This window comes from Spirillospora sp. NPDC047418 (assembly GCF_040643275.1).
Classification (GTDB): domain Bacteria; phylum Actinomycetota; class Actinomycetes; order Streptosporangiales; family Streptosporangiaceae; genus Spirillospora.
The window spans coordinates 34,658-59,099 of the sequence record NZ_JBEYTW010000044.1 but is presented as its reverse complement, the minus strand read 5'-3'; the positions used below and the strand labels follow the sequence as shown (position 1 = coordinate 59,099).

Sequence of the window (24,442 nt, the reverse complement as noted above, 5' to 3'; positions counted from 1 at the left end):
CAGGAGTGGGATGATGTACGACCGTCCGGCGGCAGTGGAAGTGAGGACCTTTGTGGTCATCGGCGAGGAAGCCGTGCCGGTCGAGGGCTGTGGAATTTCCTTCTCCCGGGATGATTACGTGCAGGGGGCTATCGAACTTCATGTCGATGGCGTGCTAATTATCGGGCGCGATGAGATCGACACCATCGATGCACTGTGGTCTCTTCTTCTAACCTACCTTGAAAGGTTCGCGGCGGGCGGGGGTGGAGTGTTCAACTTCCCGGAGCGCAGGTACGTGCTCAATCTTAAGAGGGTCTCCGGTGCAAGAGTCCTGGTGACGTTCGAGAGCGGGCTGGATCGACGCAGGGCAGTGGCCTCAGAGAAGAGTGTTGTCTGCGGTTTGGCTGCTGGTGCTGTGAAGTTCTTCGGTGCGGTGCTGAGTTTTGCTCCAATAGCCGAGTGGAGCTATCGGCGGGACTTCAACCTGGCTATGGAAATGCGTGCACGGTACTCATAGGAGCGAGCGGAGGAAGGTCGCGCTGGCCAGCTCGGTTGGTGCGCTACCGCTGCTGTTGAGCAGTTCAACTCGCATCCGGATCCGGATGCATTACTTGGTGCCGGTAAAGCCGGCGGGCTCGCACCGGATGCGGGCAGAGGTTGACATATGGAGTTGTCGGATCTGCGGAGAGAAGAGAGCCGTCTGGTCGCGGATGTGGGTGCGCGGCTCGAGCGGCGGGGCTGGCAGGCATCCGCCGCCCGATCCGCGCGCCTGACCATGGACGCCACGCCGGGGATCGAGAACCGGATCCAACTCAACATCAGAATCGCGGCCGCTCTCGGCAACATCAGGATGCAGCCGGCGGTCGGGGTGCGTCACCGAGAGATCAGCCGGCTCTCGGCCTTGTTCTTCAGGCTGCCCGCCTCCCTGCCCGATACGAGTCCGTCCGCGGGCCTCAACGTCTCGGAGTTGCTGCCCGACTGTCGCGTCGGGTGGGCGGGGTTCCACGGGCCCTGATGGTTCTCCTTCCTGGTGTTGATGGGACGGTTTGGGCTGTTCAGGGCGCCGGGAGCGTCTGCAGCCGGATGATCGCCGAGGCGATCAGAGGGGCTCCTTCGACACAGGATGGACCGGTAGCCGCAAGGAGGGCGGGGAGCGGATTACGGTCCGCGCTCGGGAAAACGAAAATCTCAACCTCTACTACGCGCTTAACGGCTTCCAATATCGAGTCGTCGGCGATTCCCGCAGGGTCGATGGAAAAGTGCGGACCAAGTACACCGTCTATCTTTACAGGAGGTACAACTTCAGCGGATATGGCGAGTCTCGCCGACCGGTATTCGGAATTCTGCAGGAAAAGATACCAAGGCTCCACGAGGTTGGCATGGCCCAGGACTATGATGTTGTAGGGCGCCGATCCTACGAAACCTGGGAGTGATGTGCGGGCAACTGTCATAAGATTGTCAATCCTGTCCGTCCTGCTTACCTGCACAGCTTCTTGCGGGACTGGCGAGGATTTCCGCGAGCCTTACGTCCGAGACGCCAGAGCGTGCGCCAAGACCAATGTTTCTCTCGAAGAGGCGGTGAAGCACTTCGGAATATTCGTGCCGTCAACCGCTGCAAAGGTGCAATATTATGCGGACCTCCATCCGCTGCGCGGGACGTACTCATTGCGCCTCTACTTCCAGGTCGACGGAAATGAAGTGCGAAATTTCCTAACAAGAGGAGGCTTCGGAAGGGCGAGCAGGGATTCGGATGTCACCTCCTTTCCGAAGTTGACATCTAAATGCTCCCCACCTGCCTCCTCTTTCCGTCTAGTAGAATATGCCGATGGCTCAACGGGAAACTTTGTGAAAAGTGCTTTGATATACAGGACGGCTACGTCCTTGTCGCATGTAACCGTTTCGGCAGAGGATGAAGACTTGTAGGAAGCAGACAGCAAGAGTTTGGTCCAGCCGACGACCTGTGGGCCGAGCAGGGCGCGCTGACCACCGGACAGGTCCAGACGCTGGCTGGCGGTGTCGAGTCGCCGGCCGAGGAGGGGCGCGGTCGGCATGGACGCGCGGCGTGGACGGCGGTGGGCAATGCACGCGGGGCCTGACGGCGAGGAGCGGCGATGTCCGGCGCTCTGCTCGTCAGGGATGGGACCGGAATGGGCCGGGACGGGTTAGGGCACGTCGAGGGTGCCGTTCTTGACCTGGGTTGCGAATGCCTGCTAGGCGGACGAGCCGGAGATCAGTTTGGGGCCGTTCGGGTCCTTGGAGTCCCGCACCGCCACCGCCGCCGCCAGGTCCGCCACCTCGACGCACGCTCCACCGGTGTTGTCGCTCTTGCTGCTCTTACGCCACTGCTCATTCATGGGGCTCACAGCCGTAACAGCCCGGCGGCAGGACGGCGAGGCGACCGAAGTCCTTGATCCACTTCCAGATGCGGTGGAACGACCCGTCCGTCTTGAAGAAGACGTCGCAGTCCTTGGCGAAGTCCTCCGAGGAAGGGCTCCCATCCGACTCGACCTGGCCGATCCGCTGAGGCGAGTACTCGATGAGCTGATCGAGTGCTGAGTCTCTGACTCTCGAAATCTATCGGTTGATCCGGCAAGCCTGATGGTGCGATCATCGTTGCCGTCGGTGCGAAGCCCGGCATGTGGCTCTGCACCAGCGTCGGCACCTACGTCCAAATCACCGCCACCGAACACTGGACCGCTCACCACCAGCGCGTACACAACCTCACCGTCGCGCGCCTACACACGTACTATGTACGCGAGGGCAAGTCACCGCTTCTCGTTCACAATACGGGCTGCGCCGTCGGATTTACATCCGACGCCGTTTCGGATGCTTTCACGGGAATGAATAAGGGAGGTGGTCACGCGATGCGTCACCTGATTAAGGAGGGATTCATTCCGAACAAGGGAAGTGTTGCTTCCCAAGCCAAATACTTCCAAAGTCACTTCTCTCAGATCCTGACATCGCCGCAGAAGACATTTGACTGGAAGATCGGTAACGCACAGGCTCGGGGATTTGCTGGCAGGGTCGACGGCCGAGTCGTTGTGCTTTTTGTTGCAAAGGAAGGGCCTTGTCAGGGGAAGGTCCTCAGTTCGATGCTTCCTGGTGCCAGGAATATGGCGAAGTGGAACCTTTGGTGAGCTCTATCAGGGACGCCGTCTGCTGGAGCGGTCCTGCAGTCATCAATCTCTTCACCCTCGGCCGGACCAAAGAGTGCCTACAGGAGGAGGCGTTCAACATCTCCGGAGAGCGCCCGGAGGAGCTTGAGATATTTCAGATGCATTCCGATCTGAATGCAAAGGAACTGATCGTCTGGGAGTACGATCTTACTTTTCATGACGTCAGCCAGGATTCTATTCCTTATCTGCTGCTATGCCTCGAGAGGGCGAGTGCAGGTGCGAATGGCGTGGCCTGGCTGGCTTTTGAGGGGTCCTTTCACTTTGAGCACCTCTTCACTGAGGATATCGCGGATCAGATTTATGGTTACTGCATGACAGGCGGCGAGCCCGTCGTGGTCTGGGACGGTGAGGTCCTAAAAAGCGGCGGATGGAAGCGCCGTATTAGCGAGGTTAAATCTGCTCTGGACAGTGGTTTCCTGCGAGATGATCCGAGGTGACACACAAGCCGAAATTGCAATCGAACTCTCGGCCGTGCCGTGTTATGGAGTGTTCCTAACCTATTCATAAGTTATCGCACTCGCAGTCCGGACTTTCACGCATCTTTGTGAAGATATGCCGGGTGGGGATCCAGGAAGAAGCTGCGGATCACATGAGGCATCTTCTGTAGGCCGGCGAGCGCCCGGCGAGCGGTGAACTTTAGGTCGTCTAGTGTCGCGTATCTGAAGTAGCTAAACCCTTGTGGTGGATGTAATAATAGAGTCCGTGGATCTTTCGAAACGGTAGATTTCGGCACTGAAGTCGGTTGTGAGCGAAGGTCGGTATGACCGGTCGGCCGCGGCCCGTGCGCAGATCGTGCTATGGCGGGCAGACGGCCATTCAGTGGCCGAGATCGTGGCCTGCAGGTCGTCCACGCGGGATTCCGCAGCAGGTGCGGTCCAGGATTGTCGCCCTGACCAGAACATCACCGCCGGCCTCGACCGGATTGAGTCATTGGTCGAGCCGGGAGATGGCCACGTATCTGAGGCGGGAGGAAGGCATCTCCGTCTCGCTCAGCGTGATCGCGCGGGTCTGGAAGGAAAACGATCTGCAGCCGTGGCGGCAGGGCACCCTCAAACTGTCGCGGGATCCGAAGTTCGCAGAGAAGGTGATCGACATCGTCGGGCTGTATCTCGACCCGCCTGACGGTGCGGTGGTGTTGTCAGCTGACAAGAAAACGCAGGTCCAAGCCTGGAGCGGACGCAAGGGCTGTGGGTGGAAGGAGGTCGGTGATGGCCGCTGGCGCCTGATTCGCGTCCGATAGCAGGGGTCCTGTCGTGTGCGTCGCATTTGTTGGAGCAGCTGACGCGGGCGGGTATCCCGTGGCTGGCGATCGAGCCCGCGAAGTCGGAGTACGCGGCGATGGCGGGGCGCATTCAGGATCTGGGCGGGCCGGTCACCGTTGTTAATCCGTCTGATCCCGACTCGATGCCGTTGTCGGTCAATCCGCTGGCGCCGGAACCGGGGTATCCGGTGCAGGCGCATATTGACATGGTGCGGGCGCTGTTCCAGGCCGCGTTCGATCCAGGGCACCGCCCAAGTCGCCGTCAACTCCGCCACCATGGTGAGCACGATCCGCCGCTTCACCCCGTTCGGCGCGATCCGCGGCTTCGACGACGACGCCACCTGGCCGAATGGCAAGGGCTTCGTCGGCGGCACCCGAGACTCCACGGGCCTCACCCACCTCGGCCCCCGCGAATACGACCCCGACACCGGCCGGTTCCTCAGCGTCGATCCTATTCTCGACCTCGCCGACCCGCAATCGTGGAACGGATATGGCTACGCTGGGGAGTCCCCGGTCACCTTCAGTGATCCCGATGGACTGACCAGATGCGACGTCGGCGCCTGCCCCACCCCCTGGCAGAACGTCCACGGGCCGAATTTCTGCGAAACACATAACTGCCACAAGAGTGGCGCGCCTTACAACGGGCTGGCGTGGGCCGACCCCGATAACGACCCTTACAACGGGCACAACGGCCGGTACGACCGGCGGAATTATGGCCGGGCTCAGAACTACCTCAAACACCACTCTAGACTCGCCCAGCAGCTCTCCGTCCAACGCATGGCTGAGCGAATCGCTTGGCAGCAGGAAGCCCACAGGCGGCTTGCGGCACGGGCCGCCGCACTGCGTGCACAACAAAACTCCTGTCATGGTTGGAAATGCGGATTCAAGAAAACCGCCGGCTTCCTCGCCCTCGCCAGCACGATTGCCGGAGCCGTTCCAGTATGCACGGTATGTCAGGCGGTCTCGGTCGGGCTCGGGCTCGCCTCGGCGGGGTTGTACGCAGGGACCGGTGACTGGGGAGTGGCCGCGAAACAGCTAGGATCGACCGCGATCGGATTGGTCGCCGGCGGTACGGGTCTTAGTGTGATTCGCAATTTCGGAAAGTTTGGAAAGATGTACAAGTACATGTCGTCGCCGTCAAAGATTCACCGCGCGTACGGATGCGGCCGGACCATACTGAATAACGGAGGTGCGGTCGGCAGCTTCCAGAAGGCCGCGCGAGGGGTCGGGCGGGGTAAGGCGTACCAAATCTACTGGGGAACCAGAATCCAGTGGTCCGGCACCGCATTGGGAATGGTGGGGACTTCATGAAAGGTATATGATCTGGCGTACTGGAGGCGGCATGGCACTGATCGCGGCGGTCTCGGCTCTTGCGCTCATCATCGCCCTCACGCTGAGGGACCACAAACTGCTCGGTGTCGCTGGCACGGGTGCCGCCGTCATGATGTGGGTGGCGGCACCCGTGATATTGCTGATCAAGCTCAAGTGGTTTGGCTGGTCGGCCGAGAAGACTCTCTGGTCCACTGCGGCACTATTCATATGGGTGATAGCATCCGGCATCGGAAGGTCCGGCATTTTGCTCTCATCACTTTTTATGGATGAGCCTAATGTGCCGCAGCGTGTAGTCCTGAGATCCTTCATCGGGCAGGGCGTCCTGATAGTCGGAATCGGCGTATTCGTAGCTGTCGACACCTTTGCGTAAGACAGCCGAGAATCGAGTTTGAGACCCTTCGGGCGCTCCGCCGAGCCACGCGGATCGTACGGCATGCATGGCAGTTCCCGCGATGCCACAGCAAGGGCGGCATGCACCCATGGTGATCATTTCACCAGACCCGGCTGAATCCGTTGGGGACGGGTCAGGCCGGCTAGCGGGAGACGACGGGCAAACTGCGTCCCGTACCCCGGTCTCACTCGGCCCAGCCCTTGACCCCGAAACCGGGCAGACGGCGGCAGAATATAGAAATCTTGGTTGAGGAGGGAAGTAGTAGACTTCACACCGGACACCCGGTCCGGTGGGGAGTTGTGCATGGCCGAACAGTACTTGTGCGGCAGATGTCGTGTGGGATGGGTGCGACATTATAGAGTCCGGCGAACCCGGAGAGCGGTATGGGTCTGCGAGGAATGTGACTCCTTCTGGAATCGTAACGACCGGATCGGGCGTGAGAGGAGTCTCGGGATGCCAGATGTAGAAATGGACCAGATCCTCGCGCCACCGGACGGCAATCTTGTGCAGATAGTCGAACCATATACGGGTTCTGGTGATCCCACTGATTGGGAGCAGATAGAGCCTTGGTTTGAATGATGCAGGCGTGTGCAGACGTCACTGTGCAGCGCGTCAGAACGGGCATTGTGGAGCGGGCCACGACGAGGTGGAGGTCGGACCGCCGTACCTGGTCCAGGACGGCACCCTGGTCTCGATCGACCGGTTCGCCGCCGACCGGCGACCTGCTCTCGGGTGAACACCGCCACCACGGCATGAACCTCTAGGTGTGCCTCCCCTGCGATCGTGAGCGGCAGCGGCGGCGGACCGAGCCGGATACCGCGATCCGCCGGTCCTTCGAGGGACTCCGACGGCACCTACGGGGTCCCGCGGATCGCGAGGGCCTGCGGGAAGAGGGCTGGCGGGTGTCGGCGGACACGGTGGCGGCGCGGACGAGTCACCGCCGTGCGTTCTGTGGTACTCCTTGACCCAATTGCCCAAGGTGGCGTCGTGGATCCCGACCTCACGGGCCACATGGGTGATGGGGCGCGGACCGTCCAGGACCATGCGGACGATCTCGTCCTTGTGCTCCTGAGTGAAATGCCGCCTCTGTCTTGCCAACTGCCTTGCTCTCCGGTTCCCCCCAACTCTAGTTGGGGAGCTGTCCGGAAGCTCCGTGGCACCTCAGGACCGCTCCGGAGTCATCTGCTGGTGGGGCGCCTACACCCGGGAATGGTGGGCGGTCATTCCCGGCGGGACGCAATGGAAGATCGTCAACGTCCCTGACCCGGAAGCTCTCATCGAGGCGGTCTTCAAGGCCCGAGGCCGCCGATAGTCCTCAAGCCGCCGCGCGGCCGGGGTGCCCCTGTCCCTTGCCGCGCGCGGCGTTCAGGTCTGAAGCCGGGGCTGATACGGGGTCGATCCTTCGGCCCCTTCCTTGCGGTGCGTTGGCGCGGAGGGTGGGGGCGCGTCAGGATGCGGGGGTGACTTCGTCTGGATTGCCGCCGGTGCCGCCGTATCGAGGGGGGACGGGGGTTCCGCCGGGTGGGCCGCCGCCTGGGATGCGGGCCGCCCCTGAGCAGCAGCCGTTCGTGCTGCCGGGGCCCTGGTATCGGATCCAGGCCATCCCGGCGCCGCAGCGGGACGCTTCGGCCGAGTGGGACTTTGTGAGTGTGCTGCCTGCGGCCTTGTCGGCGGCGCGGTTGCGGCGGCCGTTCGTTGTGGGGTGGTTGTCGGCGGGGGCCGGGGCGCCGCTGGAGCTCATTACCAATGCCGGGCCCATCGGGACGCCGGTCGATGGTGTCGAGACGCATGGGCTGCTGTTCCCGAGTGGTGGGCGCGGGGTGCCGATCGGGGACGGGTGGCTGCGGCAGGCGGAACGGATGGCCTGGACGCGGTGTCCGGGGCGGCTCGCGCCGCAGGGGGCCGGGGGCGGGCCGGGGCTGTTCGAGGCCACGCTCGCCACGTTGATGGAGCGGCCGTTCGGGTGGTTCGTCGTCGCCGACCCCTGCGACGAGCGGATGATCGACGACGAGGTGCGGGAGCTGCAGCACGAGTTGCGGATGCTGCGGCGGGGGGAGGACGAGCACGCGCGGCTCGCCGTCGCGCGGGCCGATCAGCGGCTTGCGGAGCTGGACGCGTTTCGCGAGGCCGGGCTGTGGCAGGTGCGGGTCGTCGCGGGTGCGGCGTCGCAGGAGGAACTGGGGCAGATCGCGCCGGTGTTGGTCGGCTCGATGGAGCTTGGGCATCATCCATACCGGCTGCGGTCGGGGCAGGGGAGCGGGGCGTTCAGCGAGATGCTCAGCCCGGGGACGGCGCCCGTGCCGGTTCGGCCGATGGGCGAGTCGGAGCAGCGGTTCCCGTTCGTTGCGACGGCGGGGGCGCTGGCGGCACTGGCCGGGCTGCCGCGCCGTGAGGTGCCGGGGCTGCGGGTGCTGGAGGCCGGGTACTTCGACGTCACGTCCGAGACGACGCCGCAGTTCGGGGAGCCGCAGATCGAACTCGGTGCCATCCTGGACGGGCAGGACCGGGAGGTCGGAAGGTTCACCGTTCCTCGGTCCACCATCAACCGGCATGTGTTCGTGACGGGGGCTACGGGGGCCGGTAAGTCGCAGACCGTACGGCATTTGTTGGAGCAGTTGACGCGGGCGGGTATCCCGTGGCTGGCGATCGAGCCCGCGAAGTCGGAGTACGCGGCGATGGCGGGGCGCATTCAGGATCTGGGCGGGCCGGTGACGGTGGTCAATCCGTCCGATCCTGACTCGGTGCCGTTGTCGGTCAATCCGCTGGCGCCGGAACCGGGGTATCCGGTGCAGGCGCATATCGACATGGTGCGGGCGCTGTTCCAGGCCGCGTTCGATGCGGAGGAGCCGTTCCCGCAGATCATGGCCCAGGCGCTGCAGAGGGTCTACGAGAACAACGGATGGGATGTGGTTACGGGTGGGGGTGTGCCGGGCTCCCTTATCGAGCCTGCCGTGCCTACGCTTGAGCAGTTGCAGAACGCTGCGCTTCAGGTCATCCAGGACGTCGGGTACGGGCGCGAACTGATGGCCGACGTGCAGGGGTTCGTCGATGTGCGGTTGCGGTCCCTGCGTATCGGGTCGGCGGGACGGTTCTTCGAGGGTGGGCATCCAGCCGATATCGGCGGGATGCTTCGCGACAACATCGTCCTCGCCATTGAGGACGTCGCGAACGACGAGGACAAGGCGTTCCTCATGGGGACGCTCATCATCCGCATCGTCGAGCACCTGCGCATGCGGGAACGGAATCGGGATCGAGCGACCGGGTCGGTGCTGCGGCACGTCATCGTCATCGAGGAGGCGCACCGGCTGCTCCGCAACCGCGGGCCCGAGCGCGGCAGTTCGCATGCGGTCGAGCTGTTCGCCGGGATGCTCGCCGAGATCCGCGCCTATGGGGAAGGCATCGTCGTCGCCGAGCAGATCCCGACGAAGCTCGTTCCGGACGTCATCAAGAACACCGCGCTGAAGGTCGTCCACCGGCTGCCCGCCTATGACGACCGGCACGTGGTGGGCGCGGCCATGAACCTGGACGGCGACCAGTCCCGCGAGGTGGTGTCGCTGCGTCCCGGGGTCGCGGCCGTGTTCGCGGACGGCATGGACCGCCCGTTGCGGGTTCGCGTCCCGCTGGGCGAAGGGCGCGAGGAGGAGCTGCCGGGCCCGCCGCCCCCGGTCGACGGACGCCGCTCCGCCGCGTGCGGTTGCGAATGCCGTTCGGGACGCGCCTGCACCCTGTTCGAGCTGCGCGAGGCCGACCTCATCGCCGGCGGCCCCGACTGGGCGTGGCTGCGGATGTGGGCCGACACGCTCGTCCTGGCGCATGTCGTGAACCGGCCGCTGCCCGCCGTCCCGGCTGAGTTGGGGCGCGCCTGGTCCCGGCTGGCGCCGCGGCTCCGCGAGTGCGCGCTGGCGACCGTCCTCGAACGGGCCGTGTCGCGGCGGTCCAGGGCGCTGCGGGCCGCGTATCCGCCCGCAGATCTGACGGCCGCCGTCGCCGAGGTCGCCGGGCGCCTCCTCGGCGGTGCGGCGGCCGGTACCGCGCCCGGCCCGCAGTGGATGATTCCGCAGGTCAAGTGGCTGCACGAGCTCGACCGCCTGTTCCCCTACGGCGCCGGCGTCCCCGACAAGCACACCCTCGCGCCGCCGCTCGACTACCCGCTGCCGGGCCTCAAGCTGCCCTCGGACGCCAAGCTCGGCCACCGTCTCCGCGCCCTGCGCCGCCACCCGCTGTCGATGGAGCTGGCCCGCAACCGGCCCCTCGCCCTCACCGCCCTCTACGGCGACGACGACCAGACCGGCTTCTACCAGGACCTCACCGTCGTCGCGCTGGGCTTCGAGGAGGACGAGCAGATCGACCACGTCGCCGAGACGATGCGGGTCACCGAATGGCTCGAACCCGTCCTCAGCTGGTTCGAACGCTTCGTGGACCCCTTCGAGGACCCGTCCAAGGGCCTGCCCTTCCTCGGCCAGCCCCGCGACCCGGGCGGTCCCGACGGTCCGTGACCAAGTGCGGCCACGTGGCCACGGTGTGACGCTTTTTCGCGCATCCGCGAGATGAGCCGGATAATTTCGTCGGCATGACCGTGGAGAAGGCGACCGCCGCCCCCGCCGCGCCGTACTTCCACCACGCTCAGCCGACCGCGGAGGCATCGCACCAGCCGCTGCAGAACACCACTCGGTACCTGTGCGCCGCCGTCTACCTCGACCGCGGGATCTGCGAGCGGGTCATCTCCGAGTTCCTCGACGACGAGAACCGCGCCGTCGTCCCGTCCTACGGGTTCGACGTCGAGCCGGTGATCCTGCACGCGCTGCGGGCGCGCCGCTACCGGCTCGTCCGCGACGCGGTCCTCGGCGGGATCTGGTTCGGCGCGCTGATCTTCCTGCAGTTCCTCGCCGTCGGGTACTTCGCCGTCCTGCTGGTCCTCCTCGGCCTGACCGCGATGCCGTGGCGGCGGCTCAGCTGGGGATGGCGACTGATCGCCGGGTGGGGCGCCTTCGTCGTGCTCTCGTGGGTGGTCTTCGGCGTGGCGGTCGCGCTCCTGGGCGAGCGGTCGGTCGAGGACTCCGGCTTCAGCGGGCTTCTAGCGGGGAACCCCGGTCCTTCAGGGCCGGGAGGAATCGCTTCTCTCGTCCGCGGCGCCCCGGCGCCGGCGGGTTCCGCCCTCAAGACAACCTAGAGTCTGTAATGATACAGTCACGGATTGTGAAATTGGTGGTGCAGGTGAAGCTGCTGCCGACGTCCGAGCAGGCGGCGGCGCTGACCGACACCCTGTACCGGGTCAACACCGCCGCCGACCAGGTCTCGGCCGCGGCCTTCGCAGAGTTCGGGCTGCGCTGCCGTGAACTGCCCTTGCGGAGGCTGTGCTACGGCGATCTCAAAGCCGGCGGGCTCGGCGCTCAGGCCGCCCAGCACGTGATCAAGCGGGTCGTGGACGCCTACACCGCCCTGCGCGGGACCATCCGCAACGGCCGCCTCGGCGGCCCGCAGTCCCGGCGGCGCCGCAAAGCCGAAGCAAAACCCATCGCCTTCCGCCCCGACGCCGCGCACACCTACGACGACCGGTGCCTGTCATGGCAACTGGACGCGGGCACCGTCAGCATCTGGACGGTCGCCGGGCGGTGCAGGAACCTGCGGTTCACCTGTTCCCCCGACCAGGCCAAGGGACTGGCCGCGCACCGGAAAGGAGAATCCGATCTCGTCCACCGGGACGGCATGTGGTTCCTGCTGGCCACCTGCGACGTCCCCGAACCCGAGCCGTTCGAGCCGGCCGACTGGGTGGGAGTGGACCGCGGCATCGTCAACCTGGCCACCACCTCCGACGGCGACAACCACCAAGGGCGTCGGCTGGGCCGGTACCGGCGGTGGCAGGCCCGCAAACGCGCCGAACTCCAAGCCACCCGCACACGCGCGGCGGCCAGATTGCTGAAGAAGCGGGCCCGCCGCGAGGCGCGGCACGCCACGCATGTCAACCACACGATTTCCAAGCAGGTCGTCGCCGTCGCGGCACGCACCGGACGCGGCATCGCGCTCGAGGACTTGAGTGGGATCCGCGGACGGGTCACGGTTCCACGCGACCAGCGGGCACGCCTGTCGTCCTGGCCCTTCCACCAACTCGGGCAGTTCATCGCCTACAAGGCACGCCGCCACGGCGTGCCCTACATCGAGGTGGATGCGGCCTACACCTCGCAACGCTGCCCGCGCTGCGGCCACACCGCCAGGAACAACCGTCCCTCACGGGACCACTTCACATGTCGCCGGTGCGGCCTCGCTGGGCCCGCCGACGTCGTCGCCGGGGTCAACGTACGCGACCGCGCACGCTCGGCGTGGGTATTCGTCAACATGCCCCAACCCGCCCCCGGATAGCCCGGGAGCGGGTGGATGCGACCCGTGACCGCCCCGCCGTAACGGGCAGTCGGGAGCGTAAACAAAGCCCCCAAGGACCGAACGAGCAAGCTCGGTCCCCTCAGGGCCGAGTAGTTGACCGGTTACGACCGAGAACAGAGCAAGGACGTCCTGGAGATCTTCCAGACGGACCTGGCCGTCCCCAGCCTGATCCTCCTCACCCTGGCGCTCGGCCTGACGGTCATCGTGCACGTGGCCGCCGTCTACGGCGTCCTCGCGCGCGACCTCGCCCCCGGCGCCACCGGCCCGGGCCCGCGAACGTTCAGCGAGCGGGCGTCGCGGGTCCTGGCCCGCGTCCGGGCCGCGCAGCACGGCAACGTGACGCTGCACTCGGGGACGAACCCGTTCATCGGCGCCGGGGACCTCGACTCGCCGTGGGCGCGCGCCTGGTCGATCGTCCTGGAACTGGACCGTCCCGCCGGCGGGCCCGTCGATCTCGGCAAGGACGGGGAGGCCGCCGCGCCGCCGTCCCGCGTCGACCCGATGGTCATGCATCTGCGGGTGCGGGACCGGCTGCACGCCATGCGGGACGAGCGGCCGCCCGGCGAGCCCGCCGCCGACCCGCTGCCGCCGAACGAGCGGATCACCGCCCTCCTCACCGGCATGCACATCGCCGGACGCGGGGAGAGCGTCCGGCGGACCCGTCCCGTCGACCCGGCGAACTCCATCACGATGCCGCCGCACCCGCTGATCGACCCGGCGACCGGATGCCCGTTCTCCATGGCGACGCCGGACGCCGCCGAGGCGCTCATCCGGCACCCGCAGTCGCACATCCGCTGCTTCCAGCGCATCACCGTCGGCGCCCACGGGCAGGCGGTCATCGGACGGGACGGGCGCATCGTCGCGCCCGCCGAGGAGCAGGACATCTCCCTGACCGCCTTCGTCTACCTCGCCGTCGAGGGCCGGATGCTGTACGGGCATTTCGCGGCGACCGTCCTGCCGCCCGTCCGGCGGGAGTTCCGCGTCGTGGACCTGCTCCCCGCCTGGAGCACCGGAACCCAGTTGCTGCGCGCCGTCGCGCACGGGCGGCGCGGCATCCTGCGCGGGATGGTGCTGCCCGGCGTCCGGATCGCCGCGGACTGCTGGGCGATGCTGCGCAGCCTGATCGCGGCGACGGCAGCGCAGACCTCCGCGCAGCGGCTGGTGCACGACTACGGCGCGCGGATCAGCGTCCGGGAGCTGTGCGCCGCCGACGACTTCGACACCTACGTCCAGGAGATGGACGCCGACAAGTACACGCGGCTGATCGAGTGGCGCGTCAACGAGGCGCTGCTCGACTACCTGGGCGACGAGTGCGGCCTCGACGTGTCCGCCTACCGGGCGCAGGCCGGCGTCATCATGAACCAGGGCGTGATCATGACCGGTGGCACCGTCAGCGGGCAGCTCGCCGCCGGCGGGATCATCGACCAGCGGCAGAGCGGCGGCCCACGCCAGGGCGGCGTCCGCCGGGACAACGCGCGCCGCATCGACCCATGACCCAGTTGGAGGCGGCATGAGCCGGCCAGGCGACCGGAGCGTCATCATCGGCGGCAACGCCAACGTGTCGGGGCAGGTCGCGTCGGGCGACCACGTGACGCAGAACCAGCAGATCAACGCCGCCGGGCCGGGGCAGGACGTCGTGGAGGCCCTCGCCCGCGTGGCACGGCTGCTGGAGGCGCATGCCGGCGACCTCGACGAGCCCGGACGGGCGCGCCGCGACCTCGCCGACGTCCAGGAGGAGGCCGGTTCCGACGACCCCGACGCCGAGCGCATGGAGGGCGCGCTCGGACGGCTCGGCCGCCGCGTCGCGGGCGTCGCGGTGCTGGCCGAGGCCGTCGGCGCGCTGGGCACCGCCATCGGCATCGGCGGCTGACACACCGGTCCGTCGACCCGCTGGGCAGTCGGTCTGCCGGGTCGTCGACCTGCCGGTCTGTCGATCTGGCGGGCAGCCGACGCGCCGGGCCGTCGATCTGCTGAGCCGTCGGCGCGCCGCCGGGCGGGGTCAGATGTCGCTTTCGGTGCGGGCGGGGAGGCCGGCCTGCTCGGCGATCGGGGTCCAGTAGCCGATGAACTCGCTCTTGGCGTTGCTGGCGCGCGAGTTGACGTCCGAGACCTCGTCGTCGGTCGGGCAGCCGGGCGCGACGTCCAGGTAGCGCTGGTTCGACTCCATCGACGCCTCCAGCGCGCGGACGAGCGCGTCCTTCATCTGGGTGCCGTTGTTCAGCGCGCCGACCTCCAGCTCCCGCGCCGTCTCCAGCTGCCCGCGCCGCTCGTCGAGGATGCGCTGCACGCCGCTCGTCGTGCAGCCCTCCTCGACGACCGTGCCGAGGGAGGTGCGGGTCCTGCCCATGCCGTCCAGCAGCTCGTCCACGGACCCGGCCTGCGCGTCGGCGTCGCCGGTGCCCTCGGTCGCCCCCGCCTCGCCGGTCTCGGACACGGCGCCCCCGCTCGACGGCGTGGACGGCTGCACCGCCGCGGCGGGCGGGTCATCGGGGCCGGACGATCCGCTCGGCCAGAACACGATCCCGAGCGCCACCCCGATGAGGAGGACGACGCCCGCCGCGCCCAGGAAGTACGGGAGCCGGCTCTTGCCCGGCGGCGCCGGCGGCTGCCAGATCGCCGGTTCCGCCCACGGCTCGGGGGAGAGCGGGATCGACCGCTCCTCCGACGGCGGCATGGGCGTCGTGTAGTCGGGCGGCGACTGCCACGGGGTGGGGCTCTGCCCGGCCCACGGCGGCGGCTGCGGCTCGCGCGGGACGGGGATCTCCCCGAACGGATCGCGTGCCGGGGACGCCGGGTCGTGGGCCGTCGCGTCGCCGGCCGCCCGGTCGCGGGTCGCCGGGTCGTGGGACGTCGCGTCGCCGTCCGGCGGCAGGGGCGCGTTGCACCGCATGCATGTGGGCGACGACGCCATGGTGTCGGTCCCGCAGTTCGGACACCGCATGACGACCCCCTGCCCCCGTGGATTCGAACGGTCACAAGATAACGCGCGACCACCGGATCGGGACGCTTCGTCCACGGTCGAGACCCGGCCGTAACCGGCCTTTCGTCCCGCGGCTAGACCCGCTTCCAGCTGCGCTGCGGCTGCTCGGTCTTCTTCGCGACGGGGTTCCACAGGACGACGAACTTCTTCTTCGCCGCCGTCGCCCGCCGCTCCTGGGCCGCCCGTCCGGGCACGTGCGCCGCGCTCGGCTTCGGCTTGCCGTGGCAGTCCCGCTGGTTGGCCTGCGCCCACCGCAGCAGCACCATGTCGACCTCCAGCGACGCCGACAGGGCCTCCGACAGGGTGCCGCGCAGCCGCTCCCCGTTCCCCAGCTTGTCGACCTTGAGGGCCTTGGTGCGGGCCAGCTGGTTCTGCCGGTGCTGCGCGACCTTCTGGAAGCCCTGGATCGCCTTCGGCAGCGTCTTGCACTTGCCGGCCCGGCCGAGCGCCCCGGCGAGGATCCGGCGGGTGGCGACGCTGTCGTCCAGGACCTTGTTGAGCACCTGGGCCTGCTGCTTGGTCTCCGGCGGGATCGTGTTCTTCTGCGCGACCTGCTTGCTGGACGGCGTCGACGTCGGGTTCGTGCTCGCGGACGAGTCGTCACCGGACGGCCACACGACGAACACCACGGACCCGACCGCGACCGTGACGAGCGCGGCGACGGCGGCGATGAGCGGCTTGCTCGCGCCGCCGCTCTTCCCGCCCGGCGGCCGCTGCTGCGGCGGGAAACCGCCGTACATCGGGTCGCCCTGCCCCATCGGGCCGCCCATGTTCCCCATGCCGGGCTGCCCCATGCCGGGCCCCATGCCGGGTTGCCCCATCGGGCCGCCCATCGGCGGACCGCCCATGGGGGCGCCCATCGGCGGACCGCCCATGGGGGCGCCCATCGGGGAACCGGGGTCCATGCGGGTCTGGTCGAAGTTCCCGCCGAACCCCTGGGCGCCCGAGTTCATGGGGCCCTGGTTCATCGCGCCGAGGTTCATCCCGCCCTGGTTCATCGGGCCGGGCGCGAACTGCGTCGCGTCCGCGTCCGGCATGCCGGACGGGAGCGCGGGCGGCATCCCGGGCGGCATCGCCGACGGGAGGGCGGGCTGCTGCGGCGCCATCCCGCCGCCCTGCTGACCGCCGCCCTGCTGACCCCACACCTGGGTGGCGTCCGCGTCCGGGGCCTCCGGCCTGCGCGGCTGCGCGAACCACGAGTCCGGGACGATCGACTCGGCAGGCTCGGCCTGCTCGGCGAGGCCGAACGGGTTGGACAGGGCGCCGCCGGCCGCGGGCAGCGCGGGCTTCTCGCTCGACGGCAGCGCCGGCTGCCCGCCTCCCCAGGGGGAACCCTGCGCGACGGCGCCGTAGGCTCCCGAGTCCTCGTCCGGGTTGAACGTCCAGGCCGCGGTGTCCTCGGGGTCGACGGACGGCAGCGGGGCCGCGGGCGTCGGCACCGACGGCACCGGCGGCGCCGACGGCTCCGGCGGCGCCGACGGCTCCGGAGGCTCTGCCGACAGCCGCAGCGGCTGCCGCTGCGCCGGCGGCTCCGGCGAGGTGGACTGCGGGCCCGGCGGCTGGGGCGGCGTCGCGAAGTCCTGCATCGCGAAGTCCGGCATCGCGGGCGGCTGCGGGCTCGGGGCCCAGGACGGCGTGGGCGGCGGCACCATCATCGTCCGGTCGCCGAGCGCGTCGGCGCCGCCGGCCGGCGTCCCGGTGACCGGGGTGGCGTCCGCGACCGGTGCGGTCAGCGGGACGGCGGGACCGACCGAGTACACGTCGATCGGCGCCGCGCAGTGCGAACACTTGCCTAGCGTCCCGGGCGTGTCGTTGCCGCACGTAGGACACTGCATCGCTCAGACCTCGCCTTATTCGCCGCTTCGTCACGCCCGCGGTCCTGGTCCGCCGGCAGGGACGGGCACCGCAGCCCCGCCAGCAGCGGGGCCTCCGACAAAAGTAGTGGGTGTCGCCGTTCTCGGATGCGTGGACGGAAATCTGGCACACCGTAGTCGGAGGTCGCACCGAATCACGACATGTCGGCACAGGTCAAGATTGCGCACGATGGTTTACCCCGCCCACGTGTGATGATGCTCACATCCTGCACCCTCGGGCCCGGGGACGTCCCGGAACCCGCCGGTACGCCCCGCAACGGCCCGGAGGACCGCGCCCAGCGGCTAGGCTCGGAGCGTTTCCCGGCGCATCCAGAGAAGACGGAGAGCATGAGCGATCTTCCGCTGCGTTCGCAGCTGGCCGTCGCGCTCGGCCGCACGGCCGCCAAGATGTCCCGAATGGCGGGCCGCGGGGACGGCTCGGTGATCGGCGGGCGCGTCGGCCTCCGCCTCGACCCCGAGCTGCTGACCAGGCTCGCGAAGGACCGCAAGCTCGTCCTCGTGAGCGCGACCAACGGCAAGACGACGACGACCCGGCTGATCACGTCGGCGATGACGCCGCTCGGCGAGGTCGCGACGAACGCGTTCGGCGCGAACATGCCGACCGGGCACGTGTCCGCCCTCGCGTCCGCGCCGTCCGCCCGCTACGGCGTGCTGGAGTGCGACGAGAAGTACGTCCCGATGGTCCTGAAGGAGACCGGGGCGAACATCGTCGCGCTGATGAACCTGAGCCGCGACCAGATGGACCGCGCCGCCGAGATCTGGCTGCTGGCCGGCAAGTGGCGTCGCGCGCTGGAGGCGTCCCCGACCAGCCACGTCATCGCCAACTGCGACGACCCGCTCGTCACCTGGGGCGCCGCGAGCGCCAAGAGCGTCACGTGGGTCGCGGCCGGCCAGCACTGGCGCGAGGACTCCTGGTGCTGCCCCGAGTGCGGCGGCCCGCTCGACCGGCAGGACACCGACGAGGACAGCGACTGGGCCTGCCGCCAGTGCCACTTCCGCCGCCCCCGGCCCGACTGGACGCTGAAGGGCGACACGGTCACCGCCCCGGACGGCCGTGCGTACTCGCTCACCGGGCTGTCGCTGCCGGGCCGCGCGAACCGCTCCAACGCGCTGATCGCGCTGGCGGTCGTCGCCCAGTTCGGCGTCCCGCCCGAGCAGGCGCTGCCGCTGCTGTCGCAGGTCACCTCCGTGGCCGGCCGCTACACGACGGTCGAGCACGAGGGCCGCTCGATCCGGCTGCTGCTGTCGAAGAACCCGGCCGGCTGGCTGGAGGCGTTCGACGTCCTGCAGCCCGCGCCCGGCCCGGTCGCCCTGTCGATCAACGCCCAGGGGCCGGACGGCCGCGACACGTCCTGGCTGTGGGACGTCGACTACCGCATCCTGCGGGGGCGCCCGGTGTGGGTCAGCGGCGAGCGCCGGATCGACCTCGCCGCGCGGCTGGAGGCCGCCGACGTGTCGTTCACCGTCGTGGACGACATCGACCAGGCGGTCATGGCCGTCCCGCCGGGGCACCTCGACGTGATCGCCAACTACACCGCCTTCCAGAACATCCGAACGAGGTACGGCCGTGTCGTCTGACCGAATCAAGATCGTCTGGATCTACCCGGACCTGCTCAGCACCTACGGCGACCAGGGCAACACGCTCGTCCTGGAGCGGCGCGCGGCGCTGCGCGGCATCCCGACCGAGACCGTGAACCTGCGGTCGGACGAGCCCGTCCCCGCCGACGGCGACATCTACCTGCTCGGCGGCGGCGAGGACCGGCCGCAGATCCTCGCGGCGCAGCGCCTGCGCGGCGACGGGGGCCTCGCCCGCGCGGTCCAGTCCGGGGCCGTGGTCTTCGCGGTCTGCGCCGGCTACCAGCTGCTCGGCCACGAGTTCGGCGGCGAGGAGGGGCAGCCCGTCGCGGGGCTCGGCCTCCTGGACATCCGGTCGGGGCGCGGCGAGCAGCGCGCCGTCGGCGAGATCGTCGGCGATGTGGCGGGCGAGCTGAACGTGCCCCGCATCACCGGCTTCGAGAACCACCAGGGCCGCACGCAGCTCGGGCCGAACGCGCGCCCGTTCGCGCAGGTCGTGCACGGCGTCGGCAACGGCGACGGCTTCGAGGGCGCCTACAGCGGGCGCGTCCTCGGCACGTACATGCACGGGCCCGCGCTGGTCCGCAACCCCGGCCTCGCCGACCTGCTGCTCACCTGGGCGGTCGGCGCCGAGCTGCAGCCGCTGGACGACTCCTGGGCCGGCCGCCTCCGCGAGGAGCGCCTGCGCGCCGTCGCCGGCTGACACCCGCCTGCTGACACCCGCCGGCCGCCGGGGCCCTGCGGTTCCGGTGGCCGTCCTTTCCGCCCTTTCCGGGCATCTTCGGCTGCTTTGGGTCTGTTCGGATGATCCCGCCGGTGACACCGTGGCGATCATGATCTGCTGCCGTCCGAGCCGCCGGGCCCTGCTCCGCTGGAGCGCGATCGCGGCGGGCGCGTCCCTGCTGCCCGCCGCCGAGATCACGTCCGCGCGGGCGGCCGGCGCCGTCCGGCCGGTGAACCTCGAACTGGTCACCGTCACCGAGACGTCGGCGGTCCTCACCTGGTACACGGGCGTTCCGGGGACGGACGACGGGCTCGGCCGGATGGTGCCGGCGCCGTCCGATGCCGAGGTGCTCTACGGGACGGACCCGTCCCGCCTGACGTCCGTGGCCCACGGCCCTTCGGACACGCCGTACCACTACGTCGAGCTGACCGGCCTCGAACCGGGCCGCACGTACTACTACAAGGCGCGCTCGGCGGGACGTTCCGCCTCGCCGACCTGGCTGGCCTTCGGTTCGGCGGCGGGCCGCCCCGACGGCGACGTTTTCGCGTTCACGACCCCGCAGCCGCCGCCGGGCCGCCACCTCTTCTCGGTCGCCCTGTGCAACGACCTCCACCTCGGCGAGACGGTCGCGGGCCTCGTCGGGCAGCTCCCGTGGATCAAGGGCATCGAGCAGGTGCCGGGCCACGCGCCCTATCCCGAGGTCATGGCGAAGGCCCTGATAGCGGACGCCCGTAGCCGGGGAGCGTCCTATCTCCTGGCGGCCGGGGACGTCTCCAGCGAAGCTGCCCCCGCCGACCTGCGGAACGCGAAGAGCATCCTCGACACCTTCGGCACGCTGGGCACCGACTATCTGGTGGCACGCGGCAACCATGACCGGGCCCACGCGGGAGCGCCTTACGCGTCCTGCACTCCAGGATCGTGGCAGGGGAACGACTGCTTCCAGGACGCCTTCTTCCCGTCCGGCCGGACGTACTTCTCGCATGACCTGCAGGGCCTGCGCGTCATCGGCCTCGACACCTACGACAAGCCGGGCGACGGCGGCGACTCCGGCGGCCTTTCCGCGGACCAGCAGGCATGGTTCGAAGCGGAAGTGAAGAAGGACCCGGACCGTCCCACCATCGTGTTCGGACACCACCCGCTCTTCACCGAGAACGACCCCCTGGCCATCACCGGGACCCATTCCCTGGACGCGGGCCAATCCCTGAGAATCCTCACGGCCTACAACCGGGCCCCCGGAGTCTTCCTCCACCACGCCGGCCACACGCACCGCAACCAGCGCTCGGTCTTTCCGCTCGCTCCTCGGGTCGTCCAGCAGGAGGTCGGCGCGGTCAAGGAGTACCCGGGCGGCTTCACGCTCCTGCGCGTCCACACGGGCGGCTACGCCCTCAACTTCTACAAGACCCGCGGCGCCGAGGCGCGGGCCTGGAGCGAACGCAGCCGCCAGGAACTGTCCGGCCAGTGGCCCCAGCTCTCGCTGGGCAACCGCCCCACCGACCGCAACACGGTGACGACCCGGGACTTCTCCGGGCTGTCCGCCGCTACCCGGCGACCGGGGCCGGGCTCTCCTTGAGCGGGGTGAGCGAGATCGTGCCGTGCCGGCAGACCGGGCCCTGGTTCCAGAACGTGACGAGGCGGCGGGTCTGGTCCGGCGGCGTCACCCGCAGCATGGTGGGAGTCGGCTGGCAGGGGACGCTCTCGTCATCCGCGAGCTCCGACGACCAGTACAGCCGCTCCCAGGCGTAGCCACCGCCAGGGATCGTGACGGTCTGCGGCGTGCCGTGCCGCACGACCCGGGTGGGAAGGACCCCGCCGCCGTTGATCAGCTGGAGCGCGGACCAGCCGCGGACCGTGCAGGCCGTCCTGGACGTGTTGGTCAGGATGAGCGTCACGTAGCGGTTGGTCTCGACGGCGTACCTGTTGGCGAGCCGCGCGCTGAGCGTTCCGGTGGCGCAGGGCTGCCGGGCCCCGGCGCCGTCTCCGCCGAGCCCGCCGCCGGGCCGCTCACCGGTCTCCGTCCCGGTTCTTGACGGCGTTCCGGTTCCCGGGCCGGCGCCGCCGCCCGTCGCGGTTCCCGGCCCGCCGCCGGTCGCCCCGGTGCTCGGAGCGCCGCTGGAGGGCGTTCCCGGTCCCGGCGCGCCCGGCGTACCCGGACCGGCCGCCTCCGGGGCCGAGGCCGCCGGCGAACCGGTGGCCTCCGCCGCGGTGGGACTCGCGGTCGAACTGGTGCCGCACCCCGCGAGCGCGATGGCGATGGCGGCCGTCGCGGTTCCCCCGACGATCCCCGACATTCGAACCTGCTTCATCCTCGCCCTTCCTCCGTCGAACCGGGCGACGGAGGGGAGGGGCCTGCTGGACGCCCCCGTCCGACCCCGTCCCACCGTCCTCTTGGTGGTGGTATGTCTGGTGAGATGCCGGGGGAGGGGCCCAGAGTTCGCACAAGGGCACATGTCCTTGCGCGACCGCCGTCCGGGCCTAGCCGGTCAGTCGGCCCACGCCCGCGTAGCACCACTGGCGGTCGGCGCTGGTAGGGAGGGACGAGCCGGGATCGGGACGCCACATCGACAGGGTGGTGAGGCCCGGTTCCACGAGGTCGAAGCCGTCGAACAGCCGGGTGATCTGCGCGCGGCTGCGCAGGGTGATCTGGTAGGTGGCCTTCCGGTACACGGCTCCGGCGTCCCGGACGCGGCTGTCGGCGTCGAAGTCGGCGGTCACGTGCGACACCGCGAGATAGCTGCCCGGTGCCATGGCGGAGCGGAGCCGCGCCACGATGCCGGGCGGGTCGTCCCTGTCGCCGATGAAGTGCAGGACGGCCAGCATCAGCACGGCGACCGGCTGGTCGAAGTCGATGAGCTTGGTCAGTTCCGGGTCGTCCAGGACGTCATCGGTGCGCCGGGCGTCGCCCTGGATGACGGTCACCTCGGGCGTCCCGGCCAGCAGCGCCCGCCCGTGGGCCAGCACGACCGGCTCGATGTCCACGTACACGACATGGGCGGACGGGTCGATCTCGTGCGCGATCTCGTGCACGTTGCCCTGGGTGGGCAGGCCGGAGCCGATGTCGATGAACTGCCGGACGCCCGACTCGGCCAGGAAGCGCACCGCGCGACGCAGGAAGGCGCGGTTCTCGCGCGCCAGGAACGGCGTGTCGGGCGCGTGCCGGACGACCTCCTCCACGGCCTCCCGGTCGGCGGCGTAGTTGTCCTTGCCGCCGAGCAGGTAGTCGTACATCCGCGGGACGTTCGGCGTCGTCGGATCGACGGTGTCCAGTGTCTTCTCCCCGGCCGGTCTTTGCGGGCGCTTTTCTGCCCGGTCTTATCGCGAAGTATCCGAGAACATGTAAGCATTGTGATCAACTCCGGAACAACCGAATCGACGATCCTGACGGCGGGAGAGATAAATGCGAGGCGACGTCGGCACCCCATCGCAGATCCCCGGACCGGCCACCGGAAATGACGGCGCGGCGGCCATCGCCGCGGCCGGCGGGCTGCACGACTACCAGCTGAAACTGCACGCCGAGTACGGACCGGTGGTGCGATTCCCGCTGCCCGGCGCGGACGTCGCGGTATCGGTCGCCGACCCCGTCCTGCTGGAGGCCACCGCGAAGATCGACAAGCGTCCGGAGAGGCTGTTCGAGTTCCTGGCGCCGCTGCAGGAGGCGGGCAACCTGCAGACGATCCCGGCGGACGAGCACGGCCCGTGGCGCCGCGTCATGCTGTCGGTCCTCGCCGGACGCCCCTCGCACGAGGCGCACTTCGCGCAGTTCACCGCGCTGGCGGCCGAGCTGGCCGACCGGTGGGCGCAAACCGCCGGCCCGGTCGTCCTCCAGCGGGACCTGAGCGAGCTGTCGCTGCGGATGATCTGCCACTACGCGCTCGGCAGCGGCCTGGACGAGGAGGGATCGGCGGGACGGGTGGTGTCGGCGTTCGAGACCGTCCTCACCGAGTACATGGGGCGCGCCGAGGGGCCGGGCGCCGAGGCGCGGGAAGCCCTCGCCTACCTGCGCGCGACCGTCGACGAGGTCCTGGCCGCGCACCGCGACCGCGCTGAAAACCCTGCCGACGACCGTGCCGACGACCGGGCCGATCTGATCGCCGCGCTGGCCGCCTCGGGCGAGTCTCCGGCGCGGATCCGCGACACGGTGCTGATGACGATGCTGGCCGCCCACCACACCACCGGCGTCGCCATCTCCTGGACGCTCTACCTGCTGGCCACGCACCCTGACGTGGCCGAACGCGTCGCCGGCGAGGTCGACCGGGTCCTCGGCGACCGCGCCGCCCCCGACTACGGCGACCTGAAGGAACTCGCCCACCTGGACCGAGCGCTCAAGGAGGCGATGCGCCTCTACCCGCCGGGCCCGTACGGCGCCCGCGAGGCCACCGAGGACCTCGTGCTCGGCGAGTACGAGGTGCCCGCCGGGACGACGATCTTCTACCCGTTCTGGGCCGTCCACATGAACCCCGAGTACTGGCCCGACCCGCACGTCTTCGACCCCGACCGGTTCACGCCGGAGGCGTCGGCGGGACGTCCGAGGCTCGCCTACATCCCGTTCGGGCTCGGCCCGCGCAGCTGCGAGGGCTCGGCGCTGGCGATGGTCGAGGCCGAGCTGGTCCTGGCCGTCCTGCTGAAGCGGTTCCGGTTCGACCTCGTCCCCGGACAGACCATCGAGCCCGTCGAGCGCTTCGTCCTATGGGCCGCCGACGACATCAAGATGACGCTCACCCCGCGATAGCCGAGGAATTTGAATCATCAACCAGTAGGCCGCGGCGGAGCCCACA

22 protein-coding genes and 3 pseudogenes are annotated in these 24,442 nt (G+C 69.0%); 18 read left to right on the top strand and 7 right to left on the bottom strand.

Going from position 1 to position 24,442, the window contains the following annotated elements:
- Positions 1–13: 13 nt before the first annotated feature.
- A complete protein-coding gene (locus tag ABZ806_RS25525) occupies positions 14–496 on the top strand; it encodes a hypothetical protein (RefSeq protein ID WP_500219900.1) in 483 nt (160 codons plus the stop codon).
- Between the two features lie 147 nt (positions 497–643).
- Entirely contained in the window at positions 644–994 is a 351-nt protein-coding gene (locus ABZ806_RS25520) for a hypothetical protein (RefSeq protein WP_500219899.1), read from the top strand.
- Positions 995–1,034: 40 nt separating this feature from the next.
- Here the strand turns inward: ABZ806_RS25520 and ABZ806_RS25515 are convergent, their stop codons facing one another.
- Positions 1,035–1,466, bottom strand: coding sequence for a hypothetical protein (locus tag ABZ806_RS25515; protein ID WP_500219898.1), 432 nt, complete (start codon positions 1,464–1,466; stop codon positions 1,035–1,037).
- A gap of 723 nt (positions 1,467–2,189) precedes the next feature.
- Positions 2,190–2,333 (bottom strand): DUF397 domain-containing protein, encoded by a 144-nt coding sequence (locus ABZ806_RS25510; protein ID WP_500219897.1) that lies wholly within the window; start codon positions 2,331–2,333, stop codon positions 2,190–2,192.
- Between the two features lie 282 nt (positions 2,334–2,615).
- Here ABZ806_RS25510 and ABZ806_RS25505 point away from each other — a divergent pair, with 282 nt between their 5' ends.
- From ABZ806_RS25505 to ABZ806_RS25480, 6 genes and pseudogenes are all read left to right on the top strand, one after another.
- A complete protein-coding gene (locus tag ABZ806_RS25505) occupies positions 2,616–3,116 on the top strand; it encodes a hypothetical protein (RefSeq protein WP_500219896.1) in 501 nt (166 codons plus the stop codon).
- Positions 3,113–3,592, top strand: coding sequence for a hypothetical protein (locus ABZ806_RS25500; RefSeq protein WP_500219895.1), 480 nt, complete (start codon positions 3,113–3,115; stop codon positions 3,590–3,592). The genes ABZ806_RS25505 and ABZ806_RS25500 overlap by 4 nt, the downstream gene beginning before the upstream one ends.
- Positions 3,593–3,915: 323 nt before the next feature.
- Positions 3,916–4,155, top strand: a pseudogene (locus tag ABZ806_RS25495) (helix-turn-helix domain-containing protein); the annotation flags it as partial.
- A 45-nt stretch (positions 4,156–4,200) separates the two neighbouring features.
- A pseudogene (locus tag ABZ806_RS25490) lies at positions 4,201–4,323 on the top strand (IS630 family transposase); the annotation flags it as partial.
- Between the two features lie 369 nt (positions 4,324–4,692).
- Positions 4,693–5,727 (top strand): RHS repeat-associated core domain-containing protein, encoded by a 1,035-nt coding sequence (locus ABZ806_RS25485; RefSeq protein WP_500219894.1) that lies wholly within the window; start codon positions 4,693–4,695, stop codon positions 5,725–5,727.
- 31 nt (positions 5,728–5,758) lie between these two features.
- On the top strand, positions 5,759–6,118 hold the full coding sequence (locus ABZ806_RS25480) for a hypothetical protein (RefSeq protein ID WP_500219893.1): 360 nt from the start codon (positions 5,759–5,761) through the stop codon (positions 6,116–6,118).
- A gap of 978 nt (positions 6,119–7,096) precedes the next feature.
- On the opposite strand, the pseudogene ABZ806_RS25475 reads toward ABZ806_RS25480, so the two are convergent.
- A pseudogene (locus ABZ806_RS25475) lies at positions 7,097–7,237 on the bottom strand (transposase); the annotation flags it as partial.
- A 55-nt stretch (positions 7,238–7,292) separates the two neighbouring features.
- Here ABZ806_RS25475 and ABZ806_RS25470 point away from each other — a divergent pair.
- From ABZ806_RS25470 to ABZ806_RS25445, 6 genes are all read left to right on the top strand, one after another.
- On the top strand, positions 7,293–7,451 hold the full coding sequence (locus tag ABZ806_RS25470; RefSeq protein ID WP_500219892.1) for a hypothetical protein: 159 nt from the start codon (positions 7,293–7,295) through the stop codon (positions 7,449–7,451).
- A gap of 226 nt (positions 7,452–7,677) precedes the next feature.
- On the top strand, positions 7,678–10,635 hold the full coding sequence (locus ABZ806_RS25465) for an ATP-binding protein (protein ID WP_500219891.1): 2,958 nt from the start codon (positions 7,678–7,680) through the stop codon (positions 10,633–10,635).
- A 74-nt stretch (positions 10,636–10,709) separates the two neighbouring features.
- On the top strand, positions 10,710–11,309 hold the full coding sequence (locus ABZ806_RS25460; RefSeq protein WP_500219890.1) for a hypothetical protein: 600 nt from the start codon (positions 10,710–10,712) through the stop codon (positions 11,307–11,309).
- Positions 11,310–11,335: 26 nt separating this feature from the next.
- Complete coding sequence (locus ABZ806_RS25455; RefSeq protein ID WP_500219889.1) at positions 11,336–12,496, top strand: RNA-guided endonuclease InsQ/TnpB family protein; 1,161 nt, start codon at positions 11,336–11,338, stop codon at positions 12,494–12,496.
- 114 nt (positions 12,497–12,610) lie between these two features.
- Positions 12,611–14,011: an AbeC-like domain-containing protein gene (locus tag ABZ806_RS25450; RefSeq protein ID WP_500219888.1), complete on the top strand. Its 1,401-nt coding sequence runs from the start codon at positions 12,611–12,613 to the stop codon at positions 14,009–14,011.
- A 16-nt stretch (positions 14,012–14,027) separates the two neighbouring features.
- Positions 14,028–14,387, top strand: coding sequence for a DUF5955 family protein (locus tag ABZ806_RS25445; RefSeq protein WP_500219887.1), 360 nt, complete (start codon positions 14,028–14,030; stop codon positions 14,385–14,387).
- A 129-nt stretch (positions 14,388–14,516) separates the two neighbouring features.
- Here the strand turns inward: ABZ806_RS25445 and ABZ806_RS25440 are convergent, their stop codons facing one another.
- Positions 14,517–15,407 (bottom strand): hypothetical protein, encoded by an 891-nt coding sequence (locus ABZ806_RS25440; protein WP_500219886.1) that lies wholly within the window; start codon positions 15,405–15,407, stop codon positions 14,517–14,519.
- Positions 15,408–15,571: 164 nt separating this feature from the next.
- A complete protein-coding gene (locus ABZ806_RS25435; RefSeq protein WP_500219885.1) occupies positions 15,572–17,332 on the bottom strand; it encodes a hypothetical protein in 1,761 nt (586 codons plus the stop codon).
- 366 nt (positions 17,333–17,698) lie between these two features.
- On the opposite strand from ABZ806_RS25435, the gene ABZ806_RS25430 reads away from it, so the two are divergent.
- The 3 genes from ABZ806_RS25430 (at position 17,699) to ABZ806_RS25420 (ending at position 21,240) form a co-directional block, all read left to right on the top strand.
- Positions 17,699–18,949, top strand: a complete 1,251-nt coding sequence (locus ABZ806_RS25430; protein ID WP_500219884.1) for a Mur ligase family protein — start codon at positions 17,699–17,701, stop codon at positions 18,947–18,949.
- Positions 18,939–19,649, top strand: coding sequence for a type 1 glutamine amidotransferase (locus ABZ806_RS25425; protein ID WP_500219883.1), 711 nt, complete (start codon positions 18,939–18,941; stop codon positions 19,647–19,649). The genes ABZ806_RS25430 and ABZ806_RS25425 overlap by 11 nt, the downstream gene beginning before the upstream one ends.
- A gap of 130 nt (positions 19,650–19,779) precedes the next feature.
- Positions 19,780–21,240: a purple acid phosphatase family protein gene (locus ABZ806_RS25420; RefSeq protein WP_500219905.1), complete on the top strand. Its 1,461-nt coding sequence runs from the start codon at positions 19,780–19,782 to the stop codon at positions 21,238–21,240.
- On the opposite strand, the gene ABZ806_RS25415 is transcribed toward ABZ806_RS25420, so the two are convergent.
- Together ABZ806_RS25415 and ABZ806_RS25410 are read right to left on the bottom strand one after the other, a co-directional pair.
- Positions 21,209–21,973, bottom strand: coding sequence for a DUF4232 domain-containing protein (locus ABZ806_RS25415; protein ID WP_500219882.1), 765 nt, complete (start codon positions 21,971–21,973; stop codon positions 21,209–21,211). The genes ABZ806_RS25420 and ABZ806_RS25415 overlap by 32 nt on opposite strands.
- A gap of 169 nt (positions 21,974–22,142) precedes the next feature.
- Positions 22,143–22,934 carry an SAM-dependent methyltransferase gene (locus tag ABZ806_RS25410; RefSeq protein ID WP_500219904.1) on the bottom strand — a complete coding sequence of 264 codons (792 nt, stop codon included), beginning with the start codon at positions 22,932–22,934 and terminating at the stop codon, positions 22,143–22,145.
- A gap of 130 nt (positions 22,935–23,064) precedes the next feature.
- Here ABZ806_RS25410 and ABZ806_RS25405 point away from each other — a divergent pair, with 130 nt between their 5' ends.
- Positions 23,065–24,396, top strand: a complete 1,332-nt coding sequence (locus tag ABZ806_RS25405; RefSeq protein ID WP_500219881.1) for a cytochrome P450 — start codon at positions 23,065–23,067, stop codon at positions 24,394–24,396.
- The last annotated feature ends 46 nt before the right edge of the window (positions 24,397–24,442 follow it).

What these genes read in the sequence shown, in the direction of transcription:
- ABZ806_RS25520 (WP_500219899.1), top strand. Translation starts at nt 644, where the DNA reads ATGGAGTTGTCGGATCTGCGGAGAGAAGAGAGCCGTCTGGTCGCGGAT.
- ABZ806_RS25405 (WP_500219881.1), top strand. Translation starts at nt 23,065, where the DNA reads ATGCGAGGCGACGTCGGCACCCCATCGCAGATCCCCGGACCGGCCACC.
- ABZ806_RS25460 (WP_500219890.1), top strand. Translation starts at nt 10,710, where the DNA reads ATGACCGTGGAGAAGGCGACCGCCGCCCCCGCCGCGCCGTACTTCCAC.
- ABZ806_RS25445 (WP_500219887.1), top strand. Translation starts at nt 14,028, where the DNA reads ATGAGCCGGCCAGGCGACCGGAGCGTCATCATCGGCGGCAACGCCAAC.
- ABZ806_RS25510 (WP_500219897.1), bottom strand. Translation starts at nt 2,333, where the DNA reads ATGAATGAGCAGTGGCGTAAGAGCAGCAAGAGCGACAACACCGGTGGA.
- ABZ806_RS25430 (WP_500219884.1), top strand. Translation starts at nt 17,699, where the DNA reads ATGAGCGATCTTCCGCTGCGTTCGCAGCTGGCCGTCGCGCTCGGCCGC.
- ABZ806_RS25465 (WP_500219891.1), top strand. Translation starts at nt 7,678, where the DNA reads ATGCGGGCCGCCCCTGAGCAGCAGCCGTTCGTGCTGCCGGGGCCCTGG.
- ABZ806_RS25480 (WP_500219893.1), top strand. Translation starts at nt 5,759, where the DNA reads ATGGCACTGATCGCGGCGGTCTCGGCTCTTGCGCTCATCATCGCCCTC.
- ABZ806_RS25485 (WP_500219894.1), top strand. Translation starts at nt 4,693, where the DNA reads ATGGTGAGCACGATCCGCCGCTTCACCCCGTTCGGCGCGATCCGCGGC.
- ABZ806_RS25505 (WP_500219896.1), top strand. Translation starts at nt 2,616, where the DNA reads ATGTGGCTCTGCACCAGCGTCGGCACCTACGTCCAAATCACCGCCACC.
- ABZ806_RS25525 (WP_500219900.1), top strand. Translation starts at nt 14, where the DNA reads ATGTACGACCGTCCGGCGGCAGTGGAAGTGAGGACCTTTGTGGTCATC.
- ABZ806_RS25420 (WP_500219905.1), top strand. Translation starts at nt 19,780, where the DNA reads ATGATCTGCTGCCGTCCGAGCCGCCGGGCCCTGCTCCGCTGGAGCGCG.
- ABZ806_RS25435 (WP_500219885.1), bottom strand. Translation starts at nt 17,332, where the DNA reads ATGCAGTGTCCTACGTGCGGCAACGACACGCCCGGGACGCTAGGCAAG.
- ABZ806_RS25440 (WP_500219886.1), bottom strand. Translation starts at nt 15,407, where the DNA reads ATGCGGTGCAACGCGCCCCTGCCGCCGGACGGCGACGCGACGTCCCAC.
- ABZ806_RS25415 (WP_500219882.1), bottom strand. Translation starts at nt 21,973, where the DNA reads ATGAAGCAGGTTCGAATGTCGGGGATCGTCGGGGGAACCGCGACGGCC.